The 25722-nt window shown below is 72.4% G+C and carries 21 protein-coding genes and 1 pseudogene; 15 read left to right on the top strand and 7 right to left on the bottom strand.

Annotated features, from left to right (window positions below; translation table 11 throughout):
• Window positions 1-32: 32 nt before the first annotated feature.
• From Prubr_RS12075 to Prubr_RS12065, 3 genes are read right to left on the bottom strand one after another with little or no spacing between them, the layout of a single operon-like run.
• Window positions 33-506 (bottom strand): hypothetical protein, encoded by a 474-nt coding sequence (locus tag Prubr_RS12075; RefSeq protein ID WP_212824925.1) that lies wholly within the window; start codon window positions 504-506, stop codon window positions 33-35.
• 38 nt (window positions 507-544) lie between these two features.
• Complete coding sequence (locus Prubr_RS12070) at window positions 545-1108, bottom strand: TetR/AcrR family transcriptional regulator (protein WP_212824922.1); 564 nt, start codon at window positions 1106-1108, stop codon at window positions 545-547.
• Window positions 1101-1907, bottom strand: a complete 807-nt coding sequence (locus Prubr_RS12065) for an alpha/beta fold hydrolase (protein WP_212824918.1) — start codon at window positions 1905-1907, stop codon at window positions 1101-1103. The genes Prubr_RS12070 and Prubr_RS12065 overlap by 8 nt, the downstream gene beginning before the upstream one ends.
• Before the next feature lie 88 nt (window positions 1908-1995).
• Between Prubr_RS12065 and Prubr_RS12060 the strand changes: the two genes are divergently transcribed.
• Window positions 1996-2547, top strand: coding sequence for a YbaK/EbsC family protein (locus Prubr_RS12060; RefSeq protein ID WP_212824916.1), 552 nt, complete (start codon window positions 1996-1998; stop codon window positions 2545-2547).
• 99 nt (window positions 2548-2646) lie between these two features.
• Here the strand turns inward: Prubr_RS12060 and Prubr_RS12055 are convergent, their stop codons facing one another.
• The 3 genes from Prubr_RS12055 to Prubr_RS12045 form a co-directional block, all read right to left on the bottom strand.
• Complete coding sequence (locus tag Prubr_RS12055; protein WP_212824914.1) at window positions 2647-3354, bottom strand: DsbA family oxidoreductase; 708 nt, start codon at window positions 3352-3354, stop codon at window positions 2647-2649.
• 20 nt (window positions 3355-3374) lie between these two features.
• The gene (locus tag Prubr_RS12050) at window positions 3375-3800 is read right to left on the bottom strand and encodes a SufE family protein (RefSeq protein WP_212824912.1); all 426 of its coding nucleotides are present in this window, start codon (window positions 3798-3800) and stop codon (window positions 3375-3377) included.
• Between the two features lie 115 nt (window positions 3801-3915).
• On the bottom strand, window positions 3916-4341 hold the full coding sequence (locus Prubr_RS12045) for a CBS domain-containing protein (protein WP_212824910.1): 426 nt from the start codon (window positions 4339-4341) through the stop codon (window positions 3916-3918).
• Window positions 4342-4427: 86 nt separating this feature from the next.
• On the opposite strand from Prubr_RS12045, the gene Prubr_RS12040 reads away from it, so the two are divergent.
• Window positions 4428-5069 (top strand): dTDP-4-dehydrorhamnose 3,5-epimerase family protein, encoded by a 642-nt coding sequence (locus Prubr_RS12040; protein WP_343221629.1) that lies wholly within the window; start codon window positions 4428-4430, stop codon window positions 5067-5069.
• Window positions 5070-5137: 68 nt separating this feature from the next.
• On the opposite strand, the gene Prubr_RS12035 is transcribed toward Prubr_RS12040, so the two are convergent.
• Window positions 5138-6877 (bottom strand): proline--tRNA ligase, encoded by a 1740-nt coding sequence (locus tag Prubr_RS12035; protein ID WP_212824908.1) that lies wholly within the window; start codon window positions 6875-6877, stop codon window positions 5138-5140.
• 103 nt (window positions 6878-6980) lie between these two features.
• Between Prubr_RS12035 and Prubr_RS12030 the strand changes: the two genes are divergently transcribed.
• From Prubr_RS12030 to Prubr_RS11970, 13 genes and pseudogenes are all read left to right on the top strand, one after another.
• Window positions 6981-7766, top strand: a complete 786-nt coding sequence (locus Prubr_RS12030) for an SGNH/GDSL hydrolase family protein (protein WP_212824906.1) — start codon at window positions 6981-6983, stop codon at window positions 7764-7766.
• Between the two features lie 37 nt (window positions 7767-7803).
• Window positions 7804-8706, top strand: a complete 903-nt coding sequence (locus tag Prubr_RS12025; protein WP_212824904.1) for a sulfurtransferase — start codon at window positions 7804-7806, stop codon at window positions 8704-8706.
• Window positions 8707-8728: 22 nt separating this feature from the next.
• The gene (locus Prubr_RS12020) at window positions 8729-9355 is read left to right on the top strand and encodes a VanZ family protein (protein ID WP_212824902.1); all 627 of its coding nucleotides are present in this window, start codon (window positions 8729-8731) and stop codon (window positions 9353-9355) included.
• A gap of 100 nt (window positions 9356-9455) precedes the next feature.
• Window positions 9456-11243, top strand: a complete 1788-nt coding sequence (locus tag Prubr_RS12015) for an HSP90 family protein (protein ID WP_212824900.1) — start codon at window positions 9456-9458, stop codon at window positions 11241-11243.
• Window positions 11244-11245: 2 nt separating this feature from the next.
• The gene (locus tag Prubr_RS12010) at window positions 11246-14149 is read left to right on the top strand and encodes a hypothetical protein (RefSeq protein ID WP_246568596.1); all 2904 of its coding nucleotides are present in this window, start codon (window positions 11246-11248) and stop codon (window positions 14147-14149) included.
• An 89-nt stretch (window positions 14150-14238) separates the two neighbouring features.
• The gene (locus Prubr_RS12005; protein ID WP_212827928.1) at window positions 14239-14850 is read left to right on the top strand and encodes a TetR/AcrR family transcriptional regulator; all 612 of its coding nucleotides are present in this window, start codon (window positions 14239-14241) and stop codon (window positions 14848-14850) included.
• Window positions 14851-14920: 70 nt separating this feature from the next.
• Window positions 14921-16257, top strand: a pseudogene (locus Prubr_RS12000) (acetyl-CoA carboxylase biotin carboxylase subunit).
• A 143-nt stretch (window positions 16258-16400) separates the two neighbouring features.
• Window positions 16401-17309, top strand: coding sequence for a hydroxymethylglutaryl-CoA lyase (locus Prubr_RS11995; protein WP_212824896.1), 909 nt, complete (start codon window positions 16401-16403; stop codon window positions 17307-17309).
• Window positions 17310-17436: 127 nt separating this feature from the next.
• Window positions 17437-18528, top strand: coding sequence for a hypothetical protein (locus tag Prubr_RS11990; protein ID WP_212824894.1), 1092 nt, complete (start codon window positions 17437-17439; stop codon window positions 18526-18528).
• Window positions 18529-18950: 422 nt separating this feature from the next.
• The gene (locus Prubr_RS11985; RefSeq protein WP_212824892.1) at window positions 18951-20282 is read left to right on the top strand and encodes a hypothetical protein; all 1332 of its coding nucleotides are present in this window, start codon (window positions 18951-18953) and stop codon (window positions 20280-20282) included.
• 143 nt (window positions 20283-20425) lie between these two features.
• Entirely contained in the window at window positions 20426-21958 is a 1533-nt protein-coding gene (locus Prubr_RS11980) for an acyl-CoA carboxylase subunit beta (RefSeq protein WP_212824890.1), read from the top strand.
• A gap of 63 nt (window positions 21959-22021) precedes the next feature.
• A complete protein-coding gene (locus tag Prubr_RS11975) occupies window positions 22022-23170 on the top strand; it encodes an acyl-CoA dehydrogenase family protein (protein ID WP_212824888.1) in 1149 nt (382 codons plus the stop codon).
• A 162-nt stretch (window positions 23171-23332) separates the two neighbouring features.
• A complete protein-coding gene (locus Prubr_RS11970) occupies window positions 23333-25714 on the top strand; it encodes an MMPL family transporter (protein ID WP_246568594.1) in 2382 nt (793 codons plus the stop codon).
• The last annotated feature ends 8 nt before the right edge of the window (window positions 25715-25722 follow it).

Genomic DNA, 25722 nt, shown 5'->3' with positions numbered 1-25722 from the left:
GTGTCCAGCCCTCCCCGCCGTTCTGCCGGTGGTCAGTCGTGGAGCTCGGTCCGCTCGATCTCGGCGAAGGCGGCGGTCAGGTAGGCGTCGAGTGACCGGCCACCCTCTGCCAGCAGGTCGGCGATGAGCAGCGGCGCGTGCCTGGCGACGGCCTGCGCGTCGGGCGGGGTGGCGTCGTCGTCGGGGTCGTAGACGCCGAGCGCGCCGGCCAGCAGGACCAGCACCACGTGCGGATCCACGCCGGGCTGCCAGGTCGTGGCGGACCGGACGCACCGTTCGAGCACCTGCCGGACGTCGTCGCCGTCGAGGCCGTCCGGGTGGGTTTCCTCCAGGAGCAGCCGGACCACCGCGCCGAGGACGGCACCGGACCGGTCGGCCGCGCCGAGGTCGGTCACCGTTGACCCGTACGCCTCGTCGTCGTGCGCCTGTGCGGCGGCCACGGCCGCGGTGCTCGCCGTGGCGATCTCACGGGCGGACGGGGGCAGGTGTCGCCAACTGGTGGTCATCGCGGACCAGCATGGCAGACCGCCGCCGGGGCGGGTGCCTACGGCCAGGTGGACAGTGCCCGGTCGAGGGCGTCGATCGTGCGCTCGTACGAGCGGTCGACGTCCTGCGGCAGGCCGAACCCGCCGGCGGCCTGCAGCGCGATGAACCCGTGCAGGGTGCTGCGCAGGCAACGTGCCGCGTCGACGGCCCGCTTGCCACTGAGGTCGTATCCGTCGAGGACGGCGTAGATGACGTTCACGGCACCTTCGCCGGCGGCGATGTGGGCCGGGTCGGTCGGGTCCGGGGCGCGTACGGTGGCCGCGTAGCGGCCCGGCCGACGTTGGGCGTACGTGCGGAAGGCGGCGGCGAGCGCGTGCAGTGCCTGTCGTCCGGCCTTGCCGGCGACGGCGGTCGTCGCCTCGGCGGTCAGTTCTTCGAGCGCCCGTACGGCGAGTTGCTGGTGCAGCGCCTCGGCGCCGCGTACGTGCTTGTAGAGGCTGGGCAGGGCGACGCCGACGCGCTGGGCGACGCCGGCCAGGGTGAGCCGGTCGAGTCCGATCTCGTCGGCGAGCTGGGCGGCCTGCTCCACCACGATGGCGGGGGTGAGTCCGGCCCTAGGCATCGGCGTGCACCGTCCTGATGAAGCGCACCAGTTCCGGATTGACCAGCTCCGGGTATTCGGCCATCGGGTAGTGGCCGGCGTCGGGCACCAGCAGCGGTTCGCCGCGCAGGCGTTCGGCGACGAAGCGGGCCTCGGCGGCCGGGTCGGGGAAGTCGGGATCTTTCGTGCCCATGACGACGAGGGTAGGGGCATGGACCGAGTCGAGTCGCTGCTCGGCCGGCCGGTGGCTGGTGCGGGTGGTCTTGACGAACGAGCGCCAGTGGTCGCCGCGGCGCAGGCTCTCGCGGATGCGGGCCCGGTGCCCGGTCAGGTCGGCGGGCGGACGGCCGGGGTAGAACTTCTGGTAGTACCAGTGCCAGGCGGCCGGCCCCCAGGGCTTGGTGAGCAGCAGCCGGAAGGCGAGGTTCATCGCCGGGTTGAGGTCGGGGTCGCGGACGAAGGGGCCGAGCAGCACCAGCCCGGCGATCCGGTCGGGGGCTTCGGCGGCGGCCCAGACGGCGGCGCCGGCGCCCATGGAGTTGCCGAGCACGACGGCCGGTCCGCCGAGTTCCTCGACCAGGGCGAGCAGATCGGTCCCGAGTGCCACGTCGTCGTGGCGGCTGAAGCCGTCGTCGCTGTCGCCGTGGCCGCGCAGGTCGACGGTGGCGACCCGGTAGCCGGCGTCGACCAGGGCGGGGACGGTGAACCGGTAGACCGAGCGCAGGTCACCCATGCCGGGCAGGCACACCACGAGCGGTCCGGTGCCGGTCACCTCGTATGCGATGCGGCCCTCGCCGCGATCCAGATAGCTAACAGGCATGAACCAAAAGCTAATGTCATTAGCTTTGAGTGTCAAGTGTGGCCCACGCCGGGCCGGGCGCCGGGGGCGATGCGAGGATCGCAGCGTGATGGGAACCCTGAAGACCGAGCCTGCCCGCAGTCGTCCCGACCTCCTCGCTCCGCCCGTCATCGCCGCCCTGGAGGCGTGGCCGGCCGAGGCGCCGGTCGACGTGGACGACGTACTGGTCGCGCCGATCGACGCTAACCTGGCCGACACGGCCGCGTTCTGTGCGGCGTACGAGGTGGGGTTGGAGGAGTCGGCCAACTGTGTGATCGTGGCCGGCAAGCGCGGCGGCGAGACCCGCTACGCGGCGTGCGTCATCCTGGCCACCACTCGCGCCGACGTCAACGGTGCGGTGCGCCGGCTGCTCGACGCGCGCAAGGCCAGCTTTGCCCCGATGGACGACGCGGTGCGGTCGACCGGCATGGAGTACGGCGGGATCACCCCGATCGGGCTGCCGGCGGACTGGCCGATCCTGGTCGACTCCCGGGTGGTCGCCGTCCCGCACGTGATCATCGGGTCCGGGGTGCGGCATAGCAAGATCGCACTGCCCGGCCCGGCGGTCGGCGCCCTGCCCAACGCGCAGGTCATCGCCGATCTCGCCAAGCCGGCTGCCTGACCACCCCGGCTGCCGCCCGATCGGACCGGCCCGAGTCGACCCTCGCCGTGTCGACTCAGGCCGGTCGATGTCGTTCCACGTGAAACCAGTGCCGGTACGTCAGACCGCGCAGCTGTCGTCGGTGCAGCCGTCGGCCTTGTCGCCGGCCGACGGTACGCCGACCGGGCGCAGCGCGGCCTCGGCCGCCTCCCGCCGGCGGACCTCTTCGAGTACGCCCCGCAGGGTGTCGACGTCCTGTGCGCCGGTGACCGCGTACTTGCCGGCGAAGACGAACGTCGGCACGCTGCTCACCCCCAGTTCGCGCGCCTCGGCCAGGTCCATCCGGACCTCGGCGGTCCCGGTGGGGGAGTCGAGGAAGGCCCGTGCCTCGGCCTCGTCGAGACCGGCCCCGGCGGCGACCGTGGCGAGCGCGTCCGGTGAACCGATGTCGACGCCCTGCGTGAAGTGGGCCCGGTAGAGCGCCTCGATCACCTCGGCGGCGCGGCCACGCTGGTCGGCGAACCAGACCAGGCGGTGGGCGTCGAAGGTGTTGGCGCTCAGTGCGCTGTCGAAGTCGAGGTGCAGCCCCGCACCGGCGGCCGCGCCGGTGACCCGGGCGACTATCTCGCCGACCCGGTCCGGGCCGCCGAACTTGCCGGCCAGTGCGGTCAGCAGCGGCTGCGGCCGGTCGACCGGCCGGGGGTCGAGTTGGAACGGACGGTAGCGGATGGTCACGTCACCGTCGTACGACTCGAGGGCCTGCTCCAGCTTGCGCTTGCCGATGTAGCACCACGGGCAGACCACGTCCGAGTAGATGTCAATCTCCACGAACGGTGGCAACGGACCGGTCAGCCGATCTGTTCCCGTACCTGGCGCTTCAACCGGGCGAGTACGGCGGTGCCGCCACGCACCCGCAGCGGGCTGATCGCCTGCGCGAGCCCCATCCGCTGGTACAGGTCGTCGGGTACGGCCAGGATCTCGTCGGCCGTCGCGCCGGCCAACCCTTCGGTGAGGATGCCGGCGAAGGCACGGGTCGTCGGTGCCTCCGGCGGGCAGTCGAACCACACGTCGACGGTGCGGTCCGGGTTGACCGCCGCGCGCAGGAAGAACTGCGTCTGGCACTCCGGAACCTGTTCCATGCCCTCGTGGCCGGCCAGCGACTCCGGCAGGGGCGCGACCGCGTCCGAGAACTCCAGCAACATCTCCAGCACCACGTCCCGGGGCGCGGCGGCGAACTCGTCCACGATCTCGGCGAGCTTGGGCGGCATCGGCATCTCGTGTCCTCCGTACGCGCGGTGTGCCGGCCGTACCCGGCAGGCGGGACGTACCCAAGCATGCTCGACGCCCGGACCGACCGGCGGGGTGGTCCGGGCGTCGGGGAGCCGTACGTCAGCTGGACGGCGCGGCTCCGCTTATTCCACTCAGCGCCGATTCGGGGTCGAAACGGACCGCCAGGTCGCCGAGCGAGACGATGCCGACCAACTGCCGGTCGAGGTCGCAGACGAGTACCCGGCGGACCGCCCGCTCCCGCATCAGCGCCGCCGCTTCGCCGACCGTCGAGTTCTGCTCGATCATGACGATCTCGCGGGTGGCGACGGTGCCGATCGTGGTGCGGGCCGGATCGAGGTTGTCGGCCACGGCCCGGACCACGATGTCCCGGTCGGTGACCATCCCGGCCAGGGCCGGCCCGTCGGTCACCACCACGTCGCCGATGTCCGCGTCACGCATCGCCCGGGCCGCCTCGTCGAGTGTGGTTTCCGCCGGCAGGTAGAGGACCTCCCTGGTCATTACCGCACCGACCGTGTGCCTGGTCATGAGAGCCTCCGCGGTGAAATAGACGATGGTTACCCGTACCCGGTGGGTCAGCCGTTACACGTGACCGGAGGCGGTATCGTGCTGCCGTGCCGTACGGGCACCGGCGCGGATGGGGTGAACGGGTGAAGGCCACCGAACTGTCGATCTCCGGCGCGTGGGAGTTCGTACCCCAGCGGTTCGCCGACGACCGGGGCAGCTTCCACGTCTGGTACGACGCCACCGTCTTCTCCGCCGCGCTCGGCTTCGAGTTCGCCGTGGCCCAGACCAACCACAGCGTCTCCCGGCGCGGCGTGATCCGCGGCATCCACTGGGCCGACGTGCCACCCGGCCAGGGCAAGTACGTCTACTGCCCACGCGGCGCACTGCTCGACGTGGTCGTCGACCTGCGGGTCGGCTCGCCGACGTTCGGCGCGCACGAGTTCGTCCGGCTCGACGACGCCGAGGGGCGGGCACTCTATCTCGCCGAAGGGCTCGGCCACGGCTTCGTCGCGCTCGAGGACGACACCGTACTCAGTTATCTGTGCTCCACCGGATACAACCCGGCCCGGGAGCGGATCGTGAACGTGTTCGACGAGGAGCTGGCCCTGCCGTGGCCGGCGATCGCTCCGCCGATCCTGTCCGAGCGCGACACCGGCGGGCCGCGGCTCGCCGAACTGCGTGCCGCCGGGCTGCTCCCGGACTACGCCGACTGTCTCGCCCACTACCGGACCCTGCGCGGCGAAGCCTGACCCGAACTGGCCGGGCCCGATCCGCAGGGACCCGCCGGCCGGCACGGCCGGCGGGTCCCGTACCCACCTCAGCCGGCCAGCCGGGACACCACCTCGGCGAGCGGGACGTCCACCCGCTCCCCACCGGCCCGGACCCGCAGTTCGACGAATCCCTCGGCGAGCCGGCGGCCGACGACCACGACGCGCGGCACACCGATCAGCTCGGCGTCGGTGAACTTCACCCCCGGTGACACCTGGAGCCGGTCGTCGAGCAGCACCCGTAGGCCGGCGTCGGCGAGCTGACCCGCCAGGTCGCCCGCGGCCGCGACCTGGTCGCCCCGGCCGGCGGCCACCAGGTGTACGTCGGCCGGCGCGACCGCCGCCGGCCAGATCAGTCCCCGCTCGTCGTGGTGCTGCTCGGCGATCGCGGCCACCGTGCGGGAGATGCCGATCCCGTAGCAGCCCATCGTGGGCCGTACCGGCTTGCCGTCCGGGCCGAGTGCGTCGATCCCGAAGGCGTCGGTGTAGCGCCGGCCGAGCTGAAAGATGTGCCCGACCTCGATGCCCCGCCGGATGGTCAGCGTGCCGGAGCCGCAGCCCGGGCAGGGGTCGCCGACGCGTACCTCGGCCGCCTCGACCGTGCCGTCCGGCGTGAAGTCCCGACCGCACACCACGTCGACCGCGTGCCGGCCCGGCTCGTTGGCGCCGGTCAGCCATGCCGTGCCGGTGACCACCCGGGGATCGACCAGATAGCGGATGCCGAGCTCGGCCAGCACCTGCGGACCGATGTAGCCGCGGACCAGTTCGGGATGGTCGGCCCAGCCGTCGAACATCGCCACGGTCGCCGGTTCGAGTGCGGCGGCGAGCCGCTTCAGGTCCACCTCGCGGTCGCCGGGCACCCCGACGACCAGCAGTTCGTCGGTGTCGGTGCCGGGCCGGCGGACGGCCAGCACCACGTTCTTCAGGGTGGCCGAGGCCGTCCAGTCGGTCCGGCCGCCGAGCCGCCGCTCGTTGGCCACCGCGACCAGCGCGGTGATCGTCGGGGTGCCCGGGGTGTCGTGGACGGTCGTCGCCGGGTGGCCGGCCGGATCACCGGGTGCCGGGGCCGCCGTCACCACCGCCTCGGTGTTCGCCGCATACCCGCAGGCCGGGCAGCCGACGTAGGTGTCCTCGCCGGCCGCCGTGGTCGCCAGGAACTCCTCCGACGCCGAACCGCCCATCGCCCCCGACGTCGCCGCGACCACCGCGAAGTCCAGCCCGAGCCGGGTGAAGATCCGTTCGTACGCCGCCCGGTGCCGGTCGTACGCCGCCCGCAGGCCGTCGTCGGACAGGTCGAACGAGTACGCGTCCTTCATCAGGAACTCACGGGTGCGCAGCAGCCCGGCGCGCGGCCGCGCCTCGTTGCGGAACTTCGTCTGCACCTGGAACAGCGTCACCGGATAGTCCCGGTGCGAGCCGAACATGTCCCGGACCAGCAGCGCCGCCATCTCCTCGTGGGTCGGCGCCAGCAGGAACTCCGCGCCCCGGCGGTCCCGCAACGTGAAGATGTCGTCGCCGTACTCGGTCCAGCGGCCGCTGGTCTCGTACGGTCCACGCGGGAGCAACGCCGGGAAGTGCACCTCCTGGCCGCCGATCGCGGCCATCTCCTCGCGTACGACCCGGGTCACCCGGTCGAGCACCAGCCGGCCCAGCGGCAGCCAGGTGTAGCCGCCCGGCGCCGCCCGCCGGACATAGCCGGCCCGGACCAGCAGCCGGTGGCTCGCCACCTCCGCGTCGGCCGGGTCCTCGCGCAACGTACGCAGAAACAGGGTGGACATCCGCAGCAACATCCGCGCAGCGTATGGGGACGGTCACCGGCGGGGCAGCCGATTAACGTCAGCGTCGCGGAACAGGTGTAGAAACGGGGCGAGGCACGGCAACAGGGAGGGCACGGTGCGCTGGCGCAGTTATGTGGCGGTCGGGGACAGCTTCACCGAGGGCATGGACGACCCGTACCCGGACGGGACCTTCCGGGGTTGGGCGGATCTGGTCGCTACCCGGCTCGCCGCCGAGGCCGGTCCGGACTTCGGGTACGCCAACCTCGCGATCCGGGGTCGGCTCTTCCCCGCCGTGGTGGCCGAGCAGGTGCCGGTCGTCCTCGACATGAAACCCGACCTGATCAGCTTCGCCGCCGGCGGCAACGACGTACTGCGCCGGACCTTCGACCCGGTCACGCTGGCCGCCCGCTTCGACGCGGTGATCGGTGAACTCCGTGCCACCGGCGCCGACGTGCTGTTGTTCCGGTTCGCCGACCTGACGGCGCACCTGCCCGGCCAGCGGCTCATGGGACCCCGGGTACAACTGGTCAACCGGGCCGTCGGCGAGACCGCGCAGCGGCACGGTGCGATGCTCGTCGACCTCTACGCCGACGACGAGTTCCGCAACCCGCTGATGTGGAGCGTCGACCGGCTGCACCTGTCGGAGATCGGGCACCGGCGGGTGGCCGCCCACGTGCTGACCGCGCTCGGTGTCGACGCCGACGCGGACTGGCTGCTCGTGCCGCCCGTCCCGGCGCCGACGCCGTGGCTCGCCGCCCGCCGTGCCGACCTGCGCTGGGCCGGGCAGCATCTCGCGCCGTGGATCAGGCGCCGGCTGACCGGGCGTTCCTCCGGTGACACCGTGACCGCGAAACGGCCGCTGCTCACCCCGTTCACCGACCGGCGGGCACCGGGCCGGTAACCCGGTGCCGGGCCGAAGTACGGCGTACCTTTACGGGATGTCGGTTCCCCACGATCCCTCGCCCAGCCTTCAGTCGTACGCCGACCCCGGGCGCCTGGTCACCACGCAGTGGCTGGCCGAGCACCTCGGCACCGACGGCCTCGTGGTCGTCGAGTCCGACGAGGACGTGCTGCTCTACGAGAGCGGCCACATCCCCGGCGCGGTCAAGGTCGACTGGCATCTCGAACTCAACGACCAGGACAGCCGCGACTATCTCCACCCGAAGCAGTTCGCCGAACTCTGCGAGGCCAAGGGCATCGGCCGGGACGACACGATCGTCTTCTACGGCGACAACTTCAACTGGTGGGCGGCGTACGCGCTCTGGGTCTTCAGCCTCTTCGGCCACCGCGACCTGCGGCTGCTCGACGGCGGCCGGCAGAAGTGGAGCGCCGAGGGACGGGAACTGACCAGGGACCGCACCACCCCGAAGCCGGCCAGCTATCCGGTGCCGGACCGCGACGACGCCAGTTTGCGCGCCTTCCGCGACCAGGTGCTCGGACACGTCGCCGCCGGCCGACCACTGGTCGACGTACGGTCGCCGGGGGAGTACACCGGCGAACTGCTGCACATGCCGGACTACCCGCAGGAGGGCGCGCTGCGCGGCGGCCACATCCCCGGCGCGGTCAACAAGCCGTGGAAGTCGGCGGCGAACGAGGACGGCACGTTCAGGTCGGCCGACGAACTGCGGGCGATCTACGCCGACCAGTTGGGACTGTCGTCGGCCGACGACGTGATCGCGTACTGCCGGATCGGGGAGCGGTCCAGCCACACCTGGTTCGTGCTCCGCCACCTGCTCGGCTATCCGCAGGTACGCAACTACGACGGCTCGTGGACCGAGTGGGGCAACCTGGTCCGCGCTCCCGTCGTACGCGGCGACAAGCCCGGCGGCCTGATGGGCTGACCGGCGCCGCTAGCCTGCGCGGGTGACGCAGGTGTGGCGGGACTGGGGACCGGTGCTGGTGGCCTCGGCCGTCGCGCTGCCGCTGGCCGGGCTGGTCGCCGTACTGCTGACCCGGCTCCGGCGACGGTCCGGGCTGCCGGTCCGGGTGGCCGCATGGCGCAGCGTCGCGGAGATCGGCATGGTGGCCGGCACGCTGCCCTGGATCTGGATGATCCTCACGCCGCGGCCGGCACCCCGCACGCTCGACCCCGTGCCGCTGCGTGGGCTCGTCGACCTGCTGACCGGCAGCCCGGCGGTCGCGGTGGTGCAGATCGGCGGCAACCTGCTCGTCTTCGCCGCGCTCGGCTTCTTCGCCCCGATCCGGTTCGCCGCGCTGTCCCGGCCGGCCGGCCCGCTGCGCCGTACGGCGTCCGGCGCGCTGCGGCTGCTCGCGGTCGGCGCGGCTGGTTCGGTCCTGGTCGAGACCCTGCAGTACGCGCTCGACCTGGGCCGGGTGTCGGCAGTGGACGACGTGCTGGTCAACGGCGCGGGCGCCATGCTGGCCGCGTTGGCCGCCCGGCGCTGGTGGGCTGACGGCGACCCCGATCGGGTGGCGGTTCCGGCCCGACCGGGCGACCCGGAACGGTCATCTCCCCGTCGGTCGGAGTGACCGGACCGGCGGGCCGACGACGGCCGCTGAAAAGGGGGACGCGGGGCGTCCGCCCGCCCCGGTACGGTGAGCGCCGGCATCGGACCGGGGAGCAGCAGGCGTGGACCGCACCTTCCAGGTCGACCTCCGAGGCGTGGTCGACCTGCTCAGTCATCATCTCTACGGCAGCCCACGGGTGTTCGTCCGGGAACTGCTGCAGAACGCCGTCGACGCGATCACCGCGCGGCGCGCCGTCGAACCCGACGCGCCCGCCGTCGTGCGGTTCGAGCCGCCCGCGCTGACCGGCGACGGCACGCTGCGGGTGCACGACAGCGGCATCGGGCTCACCGAGGCGCAGGTGCACGAGCTGCTGGCCACCATCGGGCGCAGCTCCAAACGCGACGAACTGGGCTTCGCCCGCCACGAGTTCCTCGGCCAGTTCGGCATCGGCCTGCTCTCCTGCTTCCTGGTGGCCGACGAGATCCGGGTGACGACCAGGCGCGGCGACGACCGTACGGTGCTGTGGACCGGATACGCCGACGGCAGGTACGCGGTCGAGCTGGCCGCGCCGGACGCCGGCCGCTCCGAGCCGGGCACCACCGTCACCCTGGTGCCCCGGCGGGACACCGACCGGTGGTTCGGCATGCCGACCGTTACCGAGCTGGCCCGGCTCTTCGGCTCGCTGCTGCCGGTCGACGTACGCGTCGGCGACGTGTCGACGACCACCGGCCCACCGCCGTGGACGGTCGGCGGGTCGCCGGCCGCCCGCCACCGCGCCCTGATCAGCTACGCCCAGGAGACGCTCGGCTTCACGCCGTTCGACGTGGTGCCGCTGTCGGTGCCCGAGGCCGGCCTGACCGGTGCCGCCTTCGTGCTTCCGGTCCCGGTCAACCCGGCGGCGCGGGCCGGGCACCGGGTCTACCTGAAGCGGATGCTGCTGACCGAGGCCGCCGACGGGCTGCTGCCGGACTGGGCGTTCTTCGCGCAGTGCGTGGTCGACGCCAGCGAGCTGCGGCCGACCGCCAGCCGTGAGGCGCTCTACGAGGACGGTCTGCTGGAAGCCACCCGCGAGGCGCTCGGCGACCAGCTGCGGGGCTGGCTGGTCCGGCTCGCCGGCAGCGACCCGAACCGGCTCGCCGAGTTCCTGCGGGTGCACCACCTCGGCGTCAAGGCCCTCGCGCTGCACGACGACGAGATGCTCCGGCTCGTCGACGAGTGGTGGCCGATGGAGACCAACACCGGCCAGCTCACCCTGGCCGAGTTCCGCCAGCGGCACGGCCTGATCCGCTATGCGGCCAGCGTCGACGAGTTCCGCCAGCTCGCCGCGGTCGCGGCGGCGCAGGACCTGCCGGTGGTCAACGCCGGATACACGTACGACGCCGAACTGATCGAGCGGCTGCCGGCGCTCGGCCGCGACGTGCTGATCGAACGGCTGGAGCCCAGCGACCTGACCACCCGGTTCGACACCCTCGATCCGGCGGTCGAGCTGGCGTTGCGGCCGTTCGTCACCGCGGCCCAGCGGTCGCTGGACCGGCTCGGCTGCGAGGTCGTGGTGCGGGCGTACGACCCGGCGTCGCTGCCGGCCCTCTATCTGGTTAGCCGCGCCGCCGCGTTCCAGGACCAGCTCGAGACGACCCGGGAGAAGGCCGACGAGCTGTGGGCCGGCGTGCTCCAGGCGTTCGCCGCGAGCGGCCCGCCGGAGCGCCCGCAGCTGGTGCTCAACCACCGCAACCCGTTGGTCCGGCGGGTCACCACGCTCGGTGACCCGGATCTGGTCGGCCTGGCCGTGGAGGCGCTCTACGGCCAGGCGCTGCTGCTCGGTCACCATCCGATCCGGCCGGCCGACGCCGCGCTGCTCAACAGTTCCTTTCTCGGCCTGCTGGGCCGGGCCGTCCCCGAACAGGAGTGATGGTGTCCTCCACCGACGACCTCTGGCGGATGCTCGATCAGATAACCGCCATGCCGTGGGGCCCGGGTCAGATCGCCGCGGTCGAGCAACTGGTCCAGCGGGCCGACGCCGCCGACGACCAGCACCTGGCGTTCGCGGCCCGGATGCTCGCCACGAACTCGTACGTCTACGGCGGTGAGCCGGCCAAGTCGTTCGTGACCTTCTCCTGGTGCCTGGCCGAGTTCGACCGGGAACCGCGGCCCTACCACGCCCGGCACGGCCACACCCTGTTCTGGTACTTCAAGTACATGGCCAACGCGCTGGTCAACTTCCCGGCCGTACCGCTGGCCAGGACCCACGCGGTCCTCGACGACATGGAGCGGCGTTACCGGGCCGGCGGGCACAGCGTGCAGGCGGTGCACAAGTACCGGCACCGGGTGGCCCGGCACGTCGGCGCGGCCGCCGAGGCCGAGGAGTGGTACCGCCGGTGGGTGACCGAGCCGCGGGACCAGCTCTCCGACTGCGCCGGCTGCGACCCGACCTCGCAGGCGAGCTATCTGGCCCGGTTGGGTCGCGACGAGGAGGCGGTGGCGCTGGCCGAGCCGGTGCTGGCCGGCCGGTTGACCTGCTCCGAGCAGCCGCAGGCGATCCTGACCGCGCTGATGCTGCCCTACCTGCGTACCGGCCGGCTGGAGCAGGCCCGGGACGCGCACCGGCTGGCCTACCGCCGGCACCGGCGGCTGCTGGCCGATCTCGGCGACATCGGCGAACACGTCGAGTTCTGCGCCCTGACCGGCAACGACACCCGCGGGCTGGAGATCGTCGAGCGGCACCTGGAGTGGCTCGACCGGGCCCCGTCTCCGGCGGCCGCCATGCGGTTCGCCGCGGCCGGCGCCCTGGTGCTGGGCCGGCTGGCGGCGGGCGGGCCGGCGACCGCCGGGTTGACCGTGCACCGGCGGGCGTACGGCGACCGGCCGGCGGCGGACGTACCGGTCGGTGTGCTCGCCGCCGAACTCGCCGCCACCGCCCGGGAACTGGGCGGCCAGTTCGACACCCGCAACGGCACCACCGAGCAGTCCGAGCAGGTGGAGCGGTGGCTGACCGCCGAGCCGATCGTCGAATACCTGCCGCTCTCGGCCAGCCTGCGCCGCCGGGTGTCGGCACCGGGCACGGCGACCGGCCCGGCTCCCGGCGACCCCGCCGCCGCCGATCGGGGCACGCCGCCGGCCCGGGCGCCGCACGACGGCCCGGTGCCGGCGCCCGCCGAAGCCACCGCCGACGAGCTGCTCGACCTGGCCGAGGAACTGTGGCGAACGCACCGTCCGGCCGGGATGGCCGGCGTGCTGAACGCCTTCGACGAACGGTTCGACGGCGCCGACCTGCCGCCACGTGTGCTGGCCCGCCGGACGGAGATGCGGGCCGCCATCCTCGTCGCTGACGGCGACCTGGCCGGTGCGGTCGTCGTGAACCGGGAAGCCAGGACCCGCTACGAGGAGCTGGCCGATCAGGTCCGCGCACAGGTCGTCGCCGGCCGGCTCGGCCCCATGCTCTACGAGACCGGCTCCACCGACGAGGGAATGGCGATGACCCGGGCCGCCGCCGAACACCTCGACCGGTACGGCGACGCCCGGCAGCGGGTCGCCGCGAACCTCCGGCTGGCCGCGCTGCTGTCGAGGGCGGATGCCGAGGCGGAGGCACTGGAGCGGCTCGACCGGCTCGACCTGGCCGCCGCGGACGACCCGTACCTGACGGTTCAGGCGGCCCTGCACCGTACGCAGCTGCTCGGGCAGCTCGGCCGGCACGAGGAGTACGGCCCGGCGGCCGAGCACGCCTACCGGGTCAGTCGTGAGCTGGGGCTCGCCGAATACTTCGTTCCCGCCGCGATCTGGCACGCGCAGTCCGTCGACGACCCGACCCGCCGGATCGAGCTGTGCGACGAGGCGTTGGCGCTCGCGCCGGCCGCCGCGCTGCTGCCGCTGCGGGTCACCCGGGGCCAGGCCCTACTTGCCGCCGGACAACCCGCGGACGCGGTCGACGAACTGGTCGAGGCGGTGGCCCTGTGCGTGGAACAGGGCGCCGACGGCATCGACTACCTGCGGTCCGACCTGGCCAACGCCTACCGGATCGCCGGCCGGCTCGGTGAGGCGGCCGAGGTGGCAGAGGAGGCGGTGGTCGGACTCGACCGCGCGGGCCAGCAGGCCGACGCCGACCAGAACCGCTACCTGCTCGCCAACATCTACCGGGGGCTCGGCGAACCGGAGCCGGCACTGGCGCTGCTCGACCAGCTCGCCGACAACCTCGACGGCCCGGACAACCTGCCGGGCCGCGCGCAGATGCAGGAGGAGGCCGGCGACATCCTCTACGACACCGACCGGGACGGCCTGGCCGCGCAGCGGTTCGCCGCCGCCGCCGAGTCGTACCGGCTCGCCGGCCTGCCGCAGCACGAGTTGCGGGCCCGGCGCCGGGAGGCGGCGGCGCTGCTCTGGTCGCCGGACGTACCGGCCGCGCTGGCGGCCGTCGGCCGCGCCGACCGGGTGGCGGCCGGCCTCGCGTCCGGAGAGCCGGCGGAGCCGGCCGTCGTGTGGGAGCTGTCGATGTTCGCCGACACCGCCGCGCGGGTGCTGGCGCAGTCCGGCCAACTCGACGAGGCGCTCGAGCGGCTGTCCGGCGTACCCGACCGGCTGCGGTCGATCGAGGCGTTCGGGGAGGCGGCCCAGATCGAGGTGTTCGGCGGTGAACTGCTGCTGGACTCCGGTCGCCCGGCGCAGGCCGAGCCGGTCCTCCGGCGTGCGCTCGGCGGGCTGCCGACCGGTTCGGATCCGGCCCGCCGTACGGCGTGGCTGCTCGCCCGGACGCTGGACGCGCTGGACCGGTCGGCGGAGGCCGACGCGCTGCGGACCGAGTACGGCCTGACGGCCGACGACTGACGGTTCCGGTGTGACGAGCGACGGCGGATTCACGGGTGAACCGGGGATTGACGAAGGACTACGCTGACTGCGTGAGGGTGGAGCATCCGATGACATCGGCCGGGGCGGGGGAGGCGGCCACGCCCGCCACCCGCCGCAGATCCCGCCGCGACGAGATTCTGGACATCGCGGTCGGACTTTTCGCCGCGCGCGGCTACCACGGCGTCTCGATGGACGACATCGGCTCGGCGGCCGGGGTCACCGGGCCGGCGCTCTACCACCACTTCGCCGGCAAGGAGGCGATGCTGGTCGCCGCCCTGATCCCGGTGAGCGAGAGCCTGCTCGAAGGCGGCCGGCAGCGGGTCGCCGAGCATCCCGACGATCCCGCGGCCGCCCTGGAGTCGTTGATCAACTTCCACGTCGACTTCGCGCTGGCCAATCCGGCGGTCATCGCCCTGCACCTGCACGAGTTGGACCGCCTGCCCGACGAGCCGCGCCGGCAGATCCGGCGGTTGCAGCGGCTCTACGTGGAGGAGTGGGTCACCGTGCTGACCGGGCTGCACCCGGGCCGGGTCGCCGCGGAGAGCCGGGTGCTCGCCCATGCCGCCTTCGGCCTGATGAACTCGACCCCGTTCCTCGGCGGCGAGGTCGACCGGCACCGGCGGGCCAGCCTGCTGCGCGCCGCGACGCTGGCCGCGCTGCGGGCTGCCACCGATTCGTGATTCGCGGCCCCGGCGTGATCTTCTGGTCACCCGTGGCTGGACGCCTGTTTCAACGGAGAAAGGGGCATGAATGATCGAGTCGCTGCTCGTGGCCAACCGGGGCGAGATCGCCCGCCGGATCATCCGTACCGCCCGCCGGCTGGGCGTGCGGGCGATCGCGGTGCACTCCGAGGCCGACGCGGACCTGCCGTTCGTGACCGAGGCCGACGAGGCGGTCTGCGTCGGGCCGGCCAACCCCGCGCAGAGCTACCGCAACACCGAGGCGATCCTCGCCGCCGCGAAGAACACCGGCGCGCAGGCGATCCACCCCGGCTACGGCTTCCTGTCGGAGAACGCCGACTTCGCCCGTGCCGTCGGCGACGCCGGGCTGGTCTGGGTCGGCCCCGGCGCCGACGCGATCACCGCGATGGGCGACAAGATCAATGCTCGTAACCTGATGGCCGCCGCCGGTGTCCCGGTGGCCGCCGGCACCACCGATCCGGCCGGGACCGTCGAGGCCGCGCTCGACGCGGCGGCCGCCATCGGCTATCCCGTCATGGTCAAGGCCGCCGCCGGCGGCGGCGGCATGGGCATGGGCGTCGCGGTCGGCGAGGCCGCCCTGCGCACCGAATACGAGAAGGTACGCGGCTTCGCCGAGCGGATGTTCGGCGACGGCTCGGTGCTGATCGAGCGCTACTTCCCCGGGTACGCCACGTCGAGGTGCAGATCCTCGGCCTGGCCGACGGCCGGGTGGTGGCGCTCGGTGAGCGGGAGTGTTCGGTGCAGCGGCGCAACCAGAAGCTGGTCGAGGAGTCGCCGTCGCCGGCGGTGACCCCGGAGCTGCGTGAGCGCTTCCTGGCCGCGGCCGTACGCGCCGGCGAGGCGGTCGGCTACCGGAACGCGGGTACGGTCGAGTGCCTGCTCGACCCGGCGAGCGGCGAGTTCTTCTTCCTGGAGATGAACACCCGGCTCCAGGTCGAGCATCCGGTGACCGAGCTGGTCTACGGGATCGACCTGGTCGAGGAGCAGCTGCGGGTGGCGGCGGGACTGCCGCCGTCCTTCGATCCCGGGGCGCTCACCGCCCGGGGGCACGCGATCGAGCTGCGGATCAACGCCGAGGACCCGAAGCGGTTCCTGCCCGGTCCGGGCGCGGTCACCACCTGGGTCGAGCCGACCGGCGAGGGCGTACGCGTCGACGCCGGCTACGTGGCCGGCAACACGGTCACCCCGTTCTACGACTCGCTGATGGCGAAGCTGATCGTGTACGGCGCCGACCGGGCGCAGGCGCTGGAGCGGGCCCGGGCCGCGGTGGCCGGGTTCGAGGTGGTCGGCCCGAAGTGCAACCTGCCGTTCTTCGCCGAACTGCTCGACAACGCCGAGTTCGTCTCGGGCGACTACGACACCGGCATCGTCGGCCGTATGCGCTGACCGTTCCGCACCCCCGTGGGTGCGCGCGTTGATCAAGGACTAGTTGCGCCCCGAACCTGGCGAAACGGGCACGACTAGTCCTTGATCACGTAGCGGGCGGTGCGGTGCGGTTATATGGACGGTGAGCACAGGGAGGTGCGTCGATGGGCGAGTTGCCGGCGAAGGTGTCGATCCGCGAGGTGGGTCCGCGCGACGGACTGCAGAACGAGGACCCGGTGCCGACCGGGGCGAAGATCAAACTGCTGGACGCGCTGTCGGCCACCGGAGTCGGGCGGATCGAGGCGGTCTCGTTCGTGCACCCGAAGGCGATCCCGCAGATGGCCGACGCCGACGAGGTGTGGGCCGGCGCCACCCCGGCCGACGGGGTCCGCTATTCGGCCCTGGTGCCGAACTCGCGGGGTGCGCGGCGGGCGTTGGCGGCCGGGTTCACCGAGGTCGAGGTGGTGGTCTCGGCCAGTGACACGCACAACCGGCGCAACGTCAACCGGTCGACGGCGGAGTCGCTCGACGACATCGCCGGCCTGATCGCACTGCTGCACGACGCGGGCGCCACCGCCGAGGTGATCGTGGCGACCAGCTTCGGCTGCCCGTACGAGGGGGACGTCGACCCGGCCCGGGTGGCCGGGATCGTCGACCGGGTGCTGGCCGACGGGGCCGACCGGATCGCGTTCGGGGACACGACCGGCATGGGCACCCCACGTCGGGTGCGGGAGCTGGTGTCCGCGGTCCGGGAACGTCAGCCGGACGCCCCGCTGCTGCTGCATTTCCACAACACCCGGGGTACGGCGCTGGCGAACCTGCTGACGGCACTGGAGCTGGGGGTGACCGAGTTCGACGCCAGCGTCGGCGGGCTCGGGGGCTGTCCGTACGCGCCCGGGGCGAGCGGCAACGTGGCGACCGAGGAGGTCGTGCACATGCTCCACGACATGGGTGTGGACACCGGAATCGACCTCGACCGGCTGATCGAGGTGGCGGAGTACGCCGAGGAGATCGTCGGCCGTCAGTTGCCGTCCGGGGTGTTGCGGGCGGGTCCACGTACCCGTTTGGGGTAGTTCGGAGTTTTTCCAAATGGCGGCGTGACCCCTCAGGGATCTCTTCGTTACCAATTGCAGTGGCGGTCATAACGGAGCTAATCCGGGCAGACCACCACAGAATTGGGTCGACGACGAGAGGCGGAACATGATCCGGTCGGGGGTCGAGCGCAACCAGCGCACGGCGTCGCGGCCGACGCGTGTTCCGTCGGGCGCACCGTCCAGCCGGACGGGGCGTACCGACCGCATCCGGGCCGCGGCGCGGACCGGACTGCGTGCGCTCGTCGTCGGCGGATTCGCCGGAGCGGCCTGGCTGCTCTGCGGTGCCGCCGCGCATGCCGCGCAGGCGGACGCGCACTCCGTGGACGACCACGCGCCGTCGCTCGTCTCGCTCACCCCGCTCGACGGGGCGGCGGAGGAGTCGACGCTGATCGTCCCGGTCACCGACACCCTGGGCGCGACCTCCGGGACGCTGCTCGGGACCACGTCGACGCTCGCCGGCGACCTGCTGGCACCCGCGGACGACGTGACCTCGGTGGTCCTGCCCAACGGGACCACCACGACCGCCGACCCGGCGACGACCCCCACGGCCAGCGGGCCGGCGGGGAACGTGCCGGGCGGCGACACCGCGACCGCTGCCGGTGCCTCGGGAGGCTCTGCCACCGCGACACCGGTCGGGGCCGCCACACCGACCCGGTCGACGTCGGACGCCAGCGGCGTCACCGGCCTGATCGGTGTCGTCGACGGGCTGGTCGCTCCGCTCGGGCTCACCGATGCGCTGACCGGCCCGACGGGTCTGCTCACCCCGCTCACCTCGGCGATCGATCCGATCGTCGCCCCGCTCGACGTCGTCCTCGCTCCGGTCACCGGCCTGCTGCACTTCGTGACAGCACCGGTCGCCGACGCGGTGGGCGGGCTCGCCGCGGGCGGCACCGGAGCTGTCGCCGTCGGCGCGGCTGAGCCAGGACGGTCCGGGGCACCCGGTTCCGACGCCATCCGTACGCCCGTCACGGGAACGGCCGCCGGCGACGGCATGGCGGAGACAGGTACCGGAACCGTCCACTCCGTACTGCGGCAGTACGCCGGTACGGACCAGCGTCCGCCCGCCGCGGCGGTCGCGCGTACGGGTGCCGGTCAGGCACCTGACCTGCCCATCCCGGCCCGGGGCTACCTCGGGCGGCGGGGCACGGGATCCCGGCGAGTGCCGGATCCCCCTCGGAGGGCGGCGCCTTCGCCGTGATCCCCTCCGCGGTCGCCGGCAACCCGGTGGCGTTCCACCGGCTCCCGGTTTCGACCGACGTCGAGGTGCTCGGCATCGTCGCCGAGTCCCCGACCTTCTCGCCCGACTAGGGCGACACCCACCCCGTCGAGCCGACGGGCACGGGTGCGGCCGCCGCGCCGCCCGGGTCGTACCGACCCGCCCAGCGGCCGGCCGGACATTCCGCCGCCGATGAATGCGGCAACTCCACGAAACACCCGCACGGCAGGGCGCGCGTCGACAGGCGGCGAAGGCCGGCGGTTCACAGAACCGTTCCGAAACCGCCGCGCCCGAAACAAATGCGACACCTTTCGGAATTGGGCAGAGCTCGCCCGCATTCCGGAATCCAAAACTGAATTCAAATGACATTCTTCTGAAAATTACCGAGAGGCTTTTACCTCACCATGAAGACGTGGGTTCGTAAGTCCCTGAGCGTTGGCGTCCTGGCTGCGGGTGGGCTGCTCCTCACCCAGACCGCCGCGTCGGCCGACGTGATCACGGGCAACAACTTCGGCATCGGCAACGGCACCCAGGCCGTCGCGCCGGTCCAGGCCGTGGTCGACGTCTGCGGCAACAGCGTCGCCGGGGCGGCCGGTGTCTCCTTCGCGGCCTGCGACGGCGGCGCCTCGGCCACCAACGAGGGCGTCGGCGACGTCGTGAGCTTCGACAACTACGGGATCGGCAACGGCACCCAGGCCGTCGCGCCGGTCCAGGCCGTGGCCGACGTCTGCGGCAACGGGGTGTCGGGTGCCGGTGGCGTGGCGTTCGCGGCCTGCGACGGCGGCGCCGACGCCTCGATGGGCGAGGAGAACGGCAACGGGGGCGGCTACTACTCCACCCGCGAGGCCGCGACCGAGCGGACCGAGGGCCGCTGGGACAAGGCCGCGACGAACATCGTCTCGTCCGGCAACTACGGCATCCTGAACGGCACCCAGGTCTACGCGCCGATCCAGACCGTGATCAACGTCTGCGGCCTGGCCATCCCGGCGCTGGGCGGGGTCGCCTTCGCCGAGTGCGACGGTGGCGCGAGCGCCGAGCAGGAGAGCACCCGGCTCGAGGGTCGTCGCGGCGGCACCAACCTGGTCTCGTCCGGCAACTACGGGATCGGCAACGGCACCCAGGTGTACGCCCCGGTGCAGACCGTGATCGACGTGTGCGGCAACAGCGTCGCCGGGCTGGGCGGCGTCGCCTTCGCGGCCTGCGACGGTGGCGCGAGCGCAGTGAACGAGAGCCGTGGCGGCACCACGATGTGGACCAGCGACAACTACGGGATCGGTAACGGCACGCAGGCGTACGCCCCGATCCAGATCGTGGGCGACGTCACCGGCAACGCGGTCTCCGCCGCCGGTGGTGTGGCGTTCGCCGGCAGCGAGGGCGGCGCGTCCGCCGAGCTGGAGTCGACCTCGAAGGAAGAGGTGCTGCCGGTTCTGGACAGCCTGCCCGTCGTCGCCGGCCTGCCGGTCGTCGGCAGCCTGGGCAAGGGCGTGCCGGCCGTCGCCGACACCAACCTGGGCACCAAGACCAAGCCGGCCCGCACCACCACCGCGGCCGAGGAGGGCTACGGCTCGAACGGCGGCGGCACCAACCTGATCTCGACCGGCAACTACGGGATCGGTAACGGCACCCAGGTGTTCGCCCCGGTGCAGATCGTGGCCGACGTCAGCGGCAACGCGGTCGCCGGCGCCGGTGGTGTGGCGTTCGCCGGCAGCGAGGGCGGCGCGTCCGCCGAGCAGTGATCCGTCCGGGCGCTCACCTGAACCGAGGGTGAACCGGCCCGACGCCTGACGAAGGGGCCTCCGGTACTACCGGAGGCCCCTTCCGTCATACCCGGTCGGGTACGCTAACGATCGTTCAGTCCACTGCGGGCAGGGGAGTCGGCGTGACGCTCGACGGCGAGGCACTGGAGCAGCTCCGCAAGCGGGTCCGGGCCGGTGGCGCGGAGAAATACCATGCGGCGAACGCGGCCAAGGGCAAGCTCTTCGCCCGCGAGCGGATCGCGCTTCTCGTCGACGAGGGCACCTTCGTCGAGGACGGGCTCTACGCCAACGCCGGCGCCGAAGGGCTCCCCGCCGACGGGGTCGTGACCGGCACGGCCGAGATCGACGGTCGGCAGGTCTGCCTGATGGCCAACGACTCGACGGTCAAGGCCGGCAGCTGGGGCGCCCGTACGGTCGAGAAGATCATCCGGATCATCGAGCGGGCGTACGACGCCGGGCTGCCGATGGTCTATCTGGTCGACTCCGCCGGGGCCCGGATCACCGACCAGGTCGACCTGTTCCCCGGCCGGCGGGGCGCCGGCAAGATCTTCTGGAACCAGGTACGCGCCTCCGGCTCCATTCCGCAGGTCTGCGCGCTCTTCGGCCCGTCGGCCGCCGGCGGCGCCTACATCCCGGCCTTCTGCGACGTGGTCGCCATGGTCGAGGGCAACGCCAGCATGTACCTCGGGTCGGACCGGATGGTCGAGATGGTCACCGGGGAGAAGACCACGCTGGAGGCGATGGGCGGCGCGAAGGTCCACTGTGCCGAGTCCGGGGTCGGTCACTTCCTGTGCAAGACCGAGGCCGACGCCCTCGACGTCGTCCGGCGTTACCTGTCCTACCTGCCGGCCAACTGGACCCAGCGTCCGCCGGCCGTCACCGCCGTGCCCGCACCGTCCAACGTGGACCTCGCCGCGCTGGTGCCGGCCAGCGAGCGGCAGGCGTTCGACATGCGCCGCTACGCCAAGGGGCTGCTCGACGAGGGATCGTTCCTGGAGATCCAGGCGCTGTGGGCCAAGGAACTGACCATCGGGTTCGGCCGACTCGACGGCGAGGTGGTCGGTGTGGTCGCCAACAACTCGATGTTCAAGGGCGGCGTGCTCTTCGTCGACTCCGCCGACAAGGCGACCCGGTTCGTGCAGCTCTGCGACGCCTTCAACGTGCCGCTGCTCTTCCTGTCGGACGTACCCGGGTTCATGGTCGGCACGGCCGTGGAGAAGCAGGGCATCATCCGGCACGGCGCCAAGATGATCACCGCGATCTCCGAGGCGACCGTACCCAAGATCTGTGTCGTGGTCCGCAAGGCGTACGGCGCCGGCCTCTACGCGATGGCCGGCCCGGGCTTCGAGCCGGACGCCACGATCGCGCTGCCGACCGCCAAGATCGCGGTGATGGGCGCCGAGGCCGCGGTCAACGCCGTCTACGCCAACAAGATCGCGGCGATCGCCGACCCGGACGAGCGGGCGGCCTTCGTGGCCGCCCGGCGCGAGGAGTACGAGCGCGACATCGACATCGTCCGGCTGGCCAGCGAACTCGTCGTCGACACCATCGTCGAACCGGCCGACCTGCGCACCGAACTCGTCCGGCGGTTCGCCGCCGCCCGCCACAAGGACCGCAGCTTCTCGCGGCGCCGACACGGCGTCACCCCCGTCTGACCCCCGGCGCGGCGTCACGAGCACCGCGCCGGTTTCCCCCGCAACACCCGCCAGGAGGAACCGATGGACTTCAGGCTCACCGAGGAGCACGAGGCACTGCGGAGCAGCGTTCGGGAGTTCGCCAACGAGGTGGTGGCCCCGGTCATCGCCGAGCACTACGAGAACCACACCTTCCCGTACGAGATCGTGCGGCAGATGGGCAAGATGGGGCTGTTCGGGCTGCCGTTCCCGGAGGAGCACGGCGGAATGGGGGGCGACTACTTCGCCCTCTGCCTGGCCCTGGAGGAACTGGCCCGGGTCGACTCGAGCGTGGCGATCACCCTGGAGGCCGCGGTCTCGCTGGGCGCGATGCCGATCCACCGTTTCGGCACCGCTGCCCAGAAGGCCCGCTGGCTGCCGATGCTGACCAGCGGCGAGGCGCTGGCCGCCTTCGGCCTCACCGAGCCGGGCTTCGGCTCCGACGCCGGCGGTACGGCGACCCGCGCCGTTCTCGACGGTGACCACTGGGTGATCAACGGGTCGAAGGCGTTCATCACCAACTCCGGCACCGACATCACCGCGCTGGTGACCGTCACCGCCGTTACCGGCACCAACCCCGACGGGTCCAAGGAACTGTCGACCATCATCGTCCCGTCCGGCACCCCCGGCTTCACCGTCCAGCCGGGCTACTCGAAGGTCGGCTGGTGCGCCTCGGACACCCACGAACTGTCCTTCGACGACTGCCGGGTCCCGGCGGAGAACCTGCTCGGCGAGCGTGGCCGGGGCTTCGCCCAGTTCCTGCGCATCCTCGACGAGGGCCGCATCGCCATCGCCGCGCTCGGCGTCGGCCTGGCGCAGGGCTGCGTCGACGAATCGATCAAGTACGCCAGGGAGCGGCACGCCTTCGGCCGGCCGATCGGCAACTTCCAGGCCATCCAGTTCAAGATCGCCGACATGGAGATGCGGGCGCACACGGCCCGGCTGGCGTACTACGACGCGGCGGCCCGGATGCTGGCCGGCGCCGACTTCAAGCGCCAGGCCGCCATCGCCAAGCTGCTGTCCAGCGAGACCGCGGTCGACAACGCCCGCGAGGCGACCCAGATCCACGGCGGGTACGGCTTCATGAACGAGTTTCCGGTCGCCCGCTTCTGGCGCGACTCGAAGATCCTGGAGATCGGCGAGGGCACGTCCGAGGTGCAACGCATGATCATCGCGAGGGATCTCGGGCTGTAACGGGGTGGTAGTTTCCGCCGAAAGCTGGCTGGTTCGACCGAAAGCTGACTGGCGGAGCCGACCGGTTTGGTGCTTCCATCACCCGGGGTGACGCGGGCGTCGCGTCCCCCGGGTGCGCAGGCGACGTACGCCGGCGCGGTGTCGCCACGGAGGAACCCGGTCATGTTCGCTGCTCTCGGACGGTTGATGTGGCGCTGGCGCTGGCCCGTCCTGGGCGGTTGGCTCGTCCTCGTCCTGGCCGGCGCCGTCCTCGGCGGCCAGGTCTTCGACCGGCTCGGCGCGACCGACAACCTGCGTGCCGACGCCGAGTCGCAGCGGACCGAGCGGCGGGTCAAGGAACTGCTGCCGGAGGGCAGCACCGTCGTCGCGGTCGTACGCGACCGGGAGATCTACGACCCGCCGCTGGTCGAGAGCGTCACCCGGATCACGAACGAGATCCGTGATCTGCCCGGCGTGATCGAGGTCGACGACGTCTACAACTCGGCCGGCGGCCAGATCGGCGCCGACAATTCCAGCAGCCTGGTCGTCGTCGAACTCGCCGACGAACTGCCGGACGCCGAACGCGAGCGGCTCGAAGACCGGGTCGTCACCCTGCTGCGCGGCATCGACGCGCCCGAGGTGCTGGTCGGCGGTGAGAAGCTCGCCGAGCGGGCCTTCGCCGACCAGGCCATCCGCGACGCCACGATCGGCGAGTCGATCGCCCTCGTCGTGCTGCTCGTCGCGCTGGTCGTCATCCTCGGCGGGTTCGTCGCCGGCGTGATCCCGCTGGCCGCCGCACTCGGCGCGGTCGCCGTCACGCTGCTCGGCCTGCTCGGCCTGGCCACCGTCATGCAGGTCAGCGAGTTCGCCGTCAACGTCGTCACGCTGCTCGGCATCGGGCTCGCCGTCGACTACGCACTGCTGCTGATCGCCCGGTTCCGCGAGGAACGTGCCGCCGACCCCGACGCGCCACCGGCGGAGCTGTTGGCCCGGACGACCGCCACCGCCGGTCGGGCGGTACTCGTCTCCGGGCTCGCCGTCGGCGCTGCCATGGTCGGGCTCTTCGCCTTCGCCGAGCCGCTGCTCGCCGCGATGGCGCTCGGCGGCGCGCTGGTCGTCGTGCTCGCGACCCTGGTTGGGCTCACCGCGGTGCCGGCCCTGATCGCCGTCGCTCACCGGCGCATCCCCGTCTCCGGGGCCGACAACCGGATCAACCGAACGGTCGCCGCGGTCACCGCGCCGCTGCGCCGCCTCACCGGCCGGCGTACTCCCGGTGCGGGCCGCCGGGGCGGGCCGGCCGCGCCCACCACCGACGGGCTGCTCGCCCGGCTGGCCGGCTACGCCCAGCGCCGGCCGAAGCCGGTGGCGATCGGCGTCTCCGTGCTGCTGCTCCTGCTCGCCGCCCCGTTCGTCTTCGGTGCCAACCTCGCCAACTCCGACGCCCGGGCGCTGCCCGCGTCGATGGAGGCCCGGCAGGTGCACGACGTGGTGCTACGCGACTTCCAGGCCGGCCGCGCCGCGCCGGTCGTCGTGGTCGTCGAAACCGATCCGGCCACCGCCGCCGTACGTGACCTGCTGAACCAGCTCAACACCATGCCGAACGTGATCCGGATGCAGCCCCGGCCGGACGTGCCGGGCAACGCCGCGGTGATCGACGTGACCCCGGAGGGGGAGACCGGCGGCCCGCAGTCACGTGAGGTCGTACGCGCGATCCGCGACCTCGACGCCCCGTTCCCGATCCTGGTCGGCGGGCCCGCCGCCGAACTCGTCGACTACCAGTCGTCGGTGACGTCCCGGCTGCCGCTGGCCGTGCTGGTGCTGCTGCTGGCCACCGCCGTACTGCTGTTCGCCCTGACCGGCTCGGTGGTGATCCCGGTCAAGGCGCTGCTGATGAACGTGCTCACCCTGCTCGCCACCCTCGGCCTGCTGGTCGTCGTCTTCCAGTGGGGGATCGGCGCCCCGCTGATCGGCGTCGAGTCGTGGGGTGCCATCGACCTGACCACACCGATCCTGCTCTTCGTCTTCATCTTCGGCCTGACCATGGACTACGAGGTGTTCCTGCTCGGCCGGATCCGGGAGGAGTGGACCCGCTGGTCCGGCCGGCACACTCCGGAAGCGCGTGCCAAGGCCAGCGACCGGGCCGTGCTGGACGGCATCCGGCACACCGGCCCGGTGGTGACGGCCGCCGCGGTCTGCATCACGATCGTGTTCCTCGGCTTCCTGCTCGGCGAACTGACCGCGGTCAAGGAGATCGGCTTCGGCATGGCGGTCGCCGTGATCCTCGACGTCACCGTCGTACGGGGACTGCTGCTACCCGCGCTGATGAGCCTGCTCGGCGAGTGGAACTGGTGGGCACCGGCGCCGCTGCGCCGCCTGCACGAGCGGCTGTTCGCCGACCGTACGGTGACCCCGGCGGTGGCGCTGGCCGGAAGCGGCGGGGACCGGAAGGTCGCGGTCGGGCGGGCAACTGCACCGTCGCCCGCAGGCCCGGCGGCACCTGGCTCCGCCGGGGCGGAACATGTCGACGGAGCCCGCACCACGACCGGGGAAACCGTCAAACGCTGACTCGGCCA

Source organism: Polymorphospora rubra (assembly GCF_018324255.1).
GTDB classification, from domain to species: domain Bacteria; phylum Actinomycetota; class Actinomycetes; order Mycobacteriales; family Micromonosporaceae; genus Polymorphospora; species Polymorphospora rubra.
This window is presented reverse-complemented; position numbering and strand designations above follow the sequence as displayed.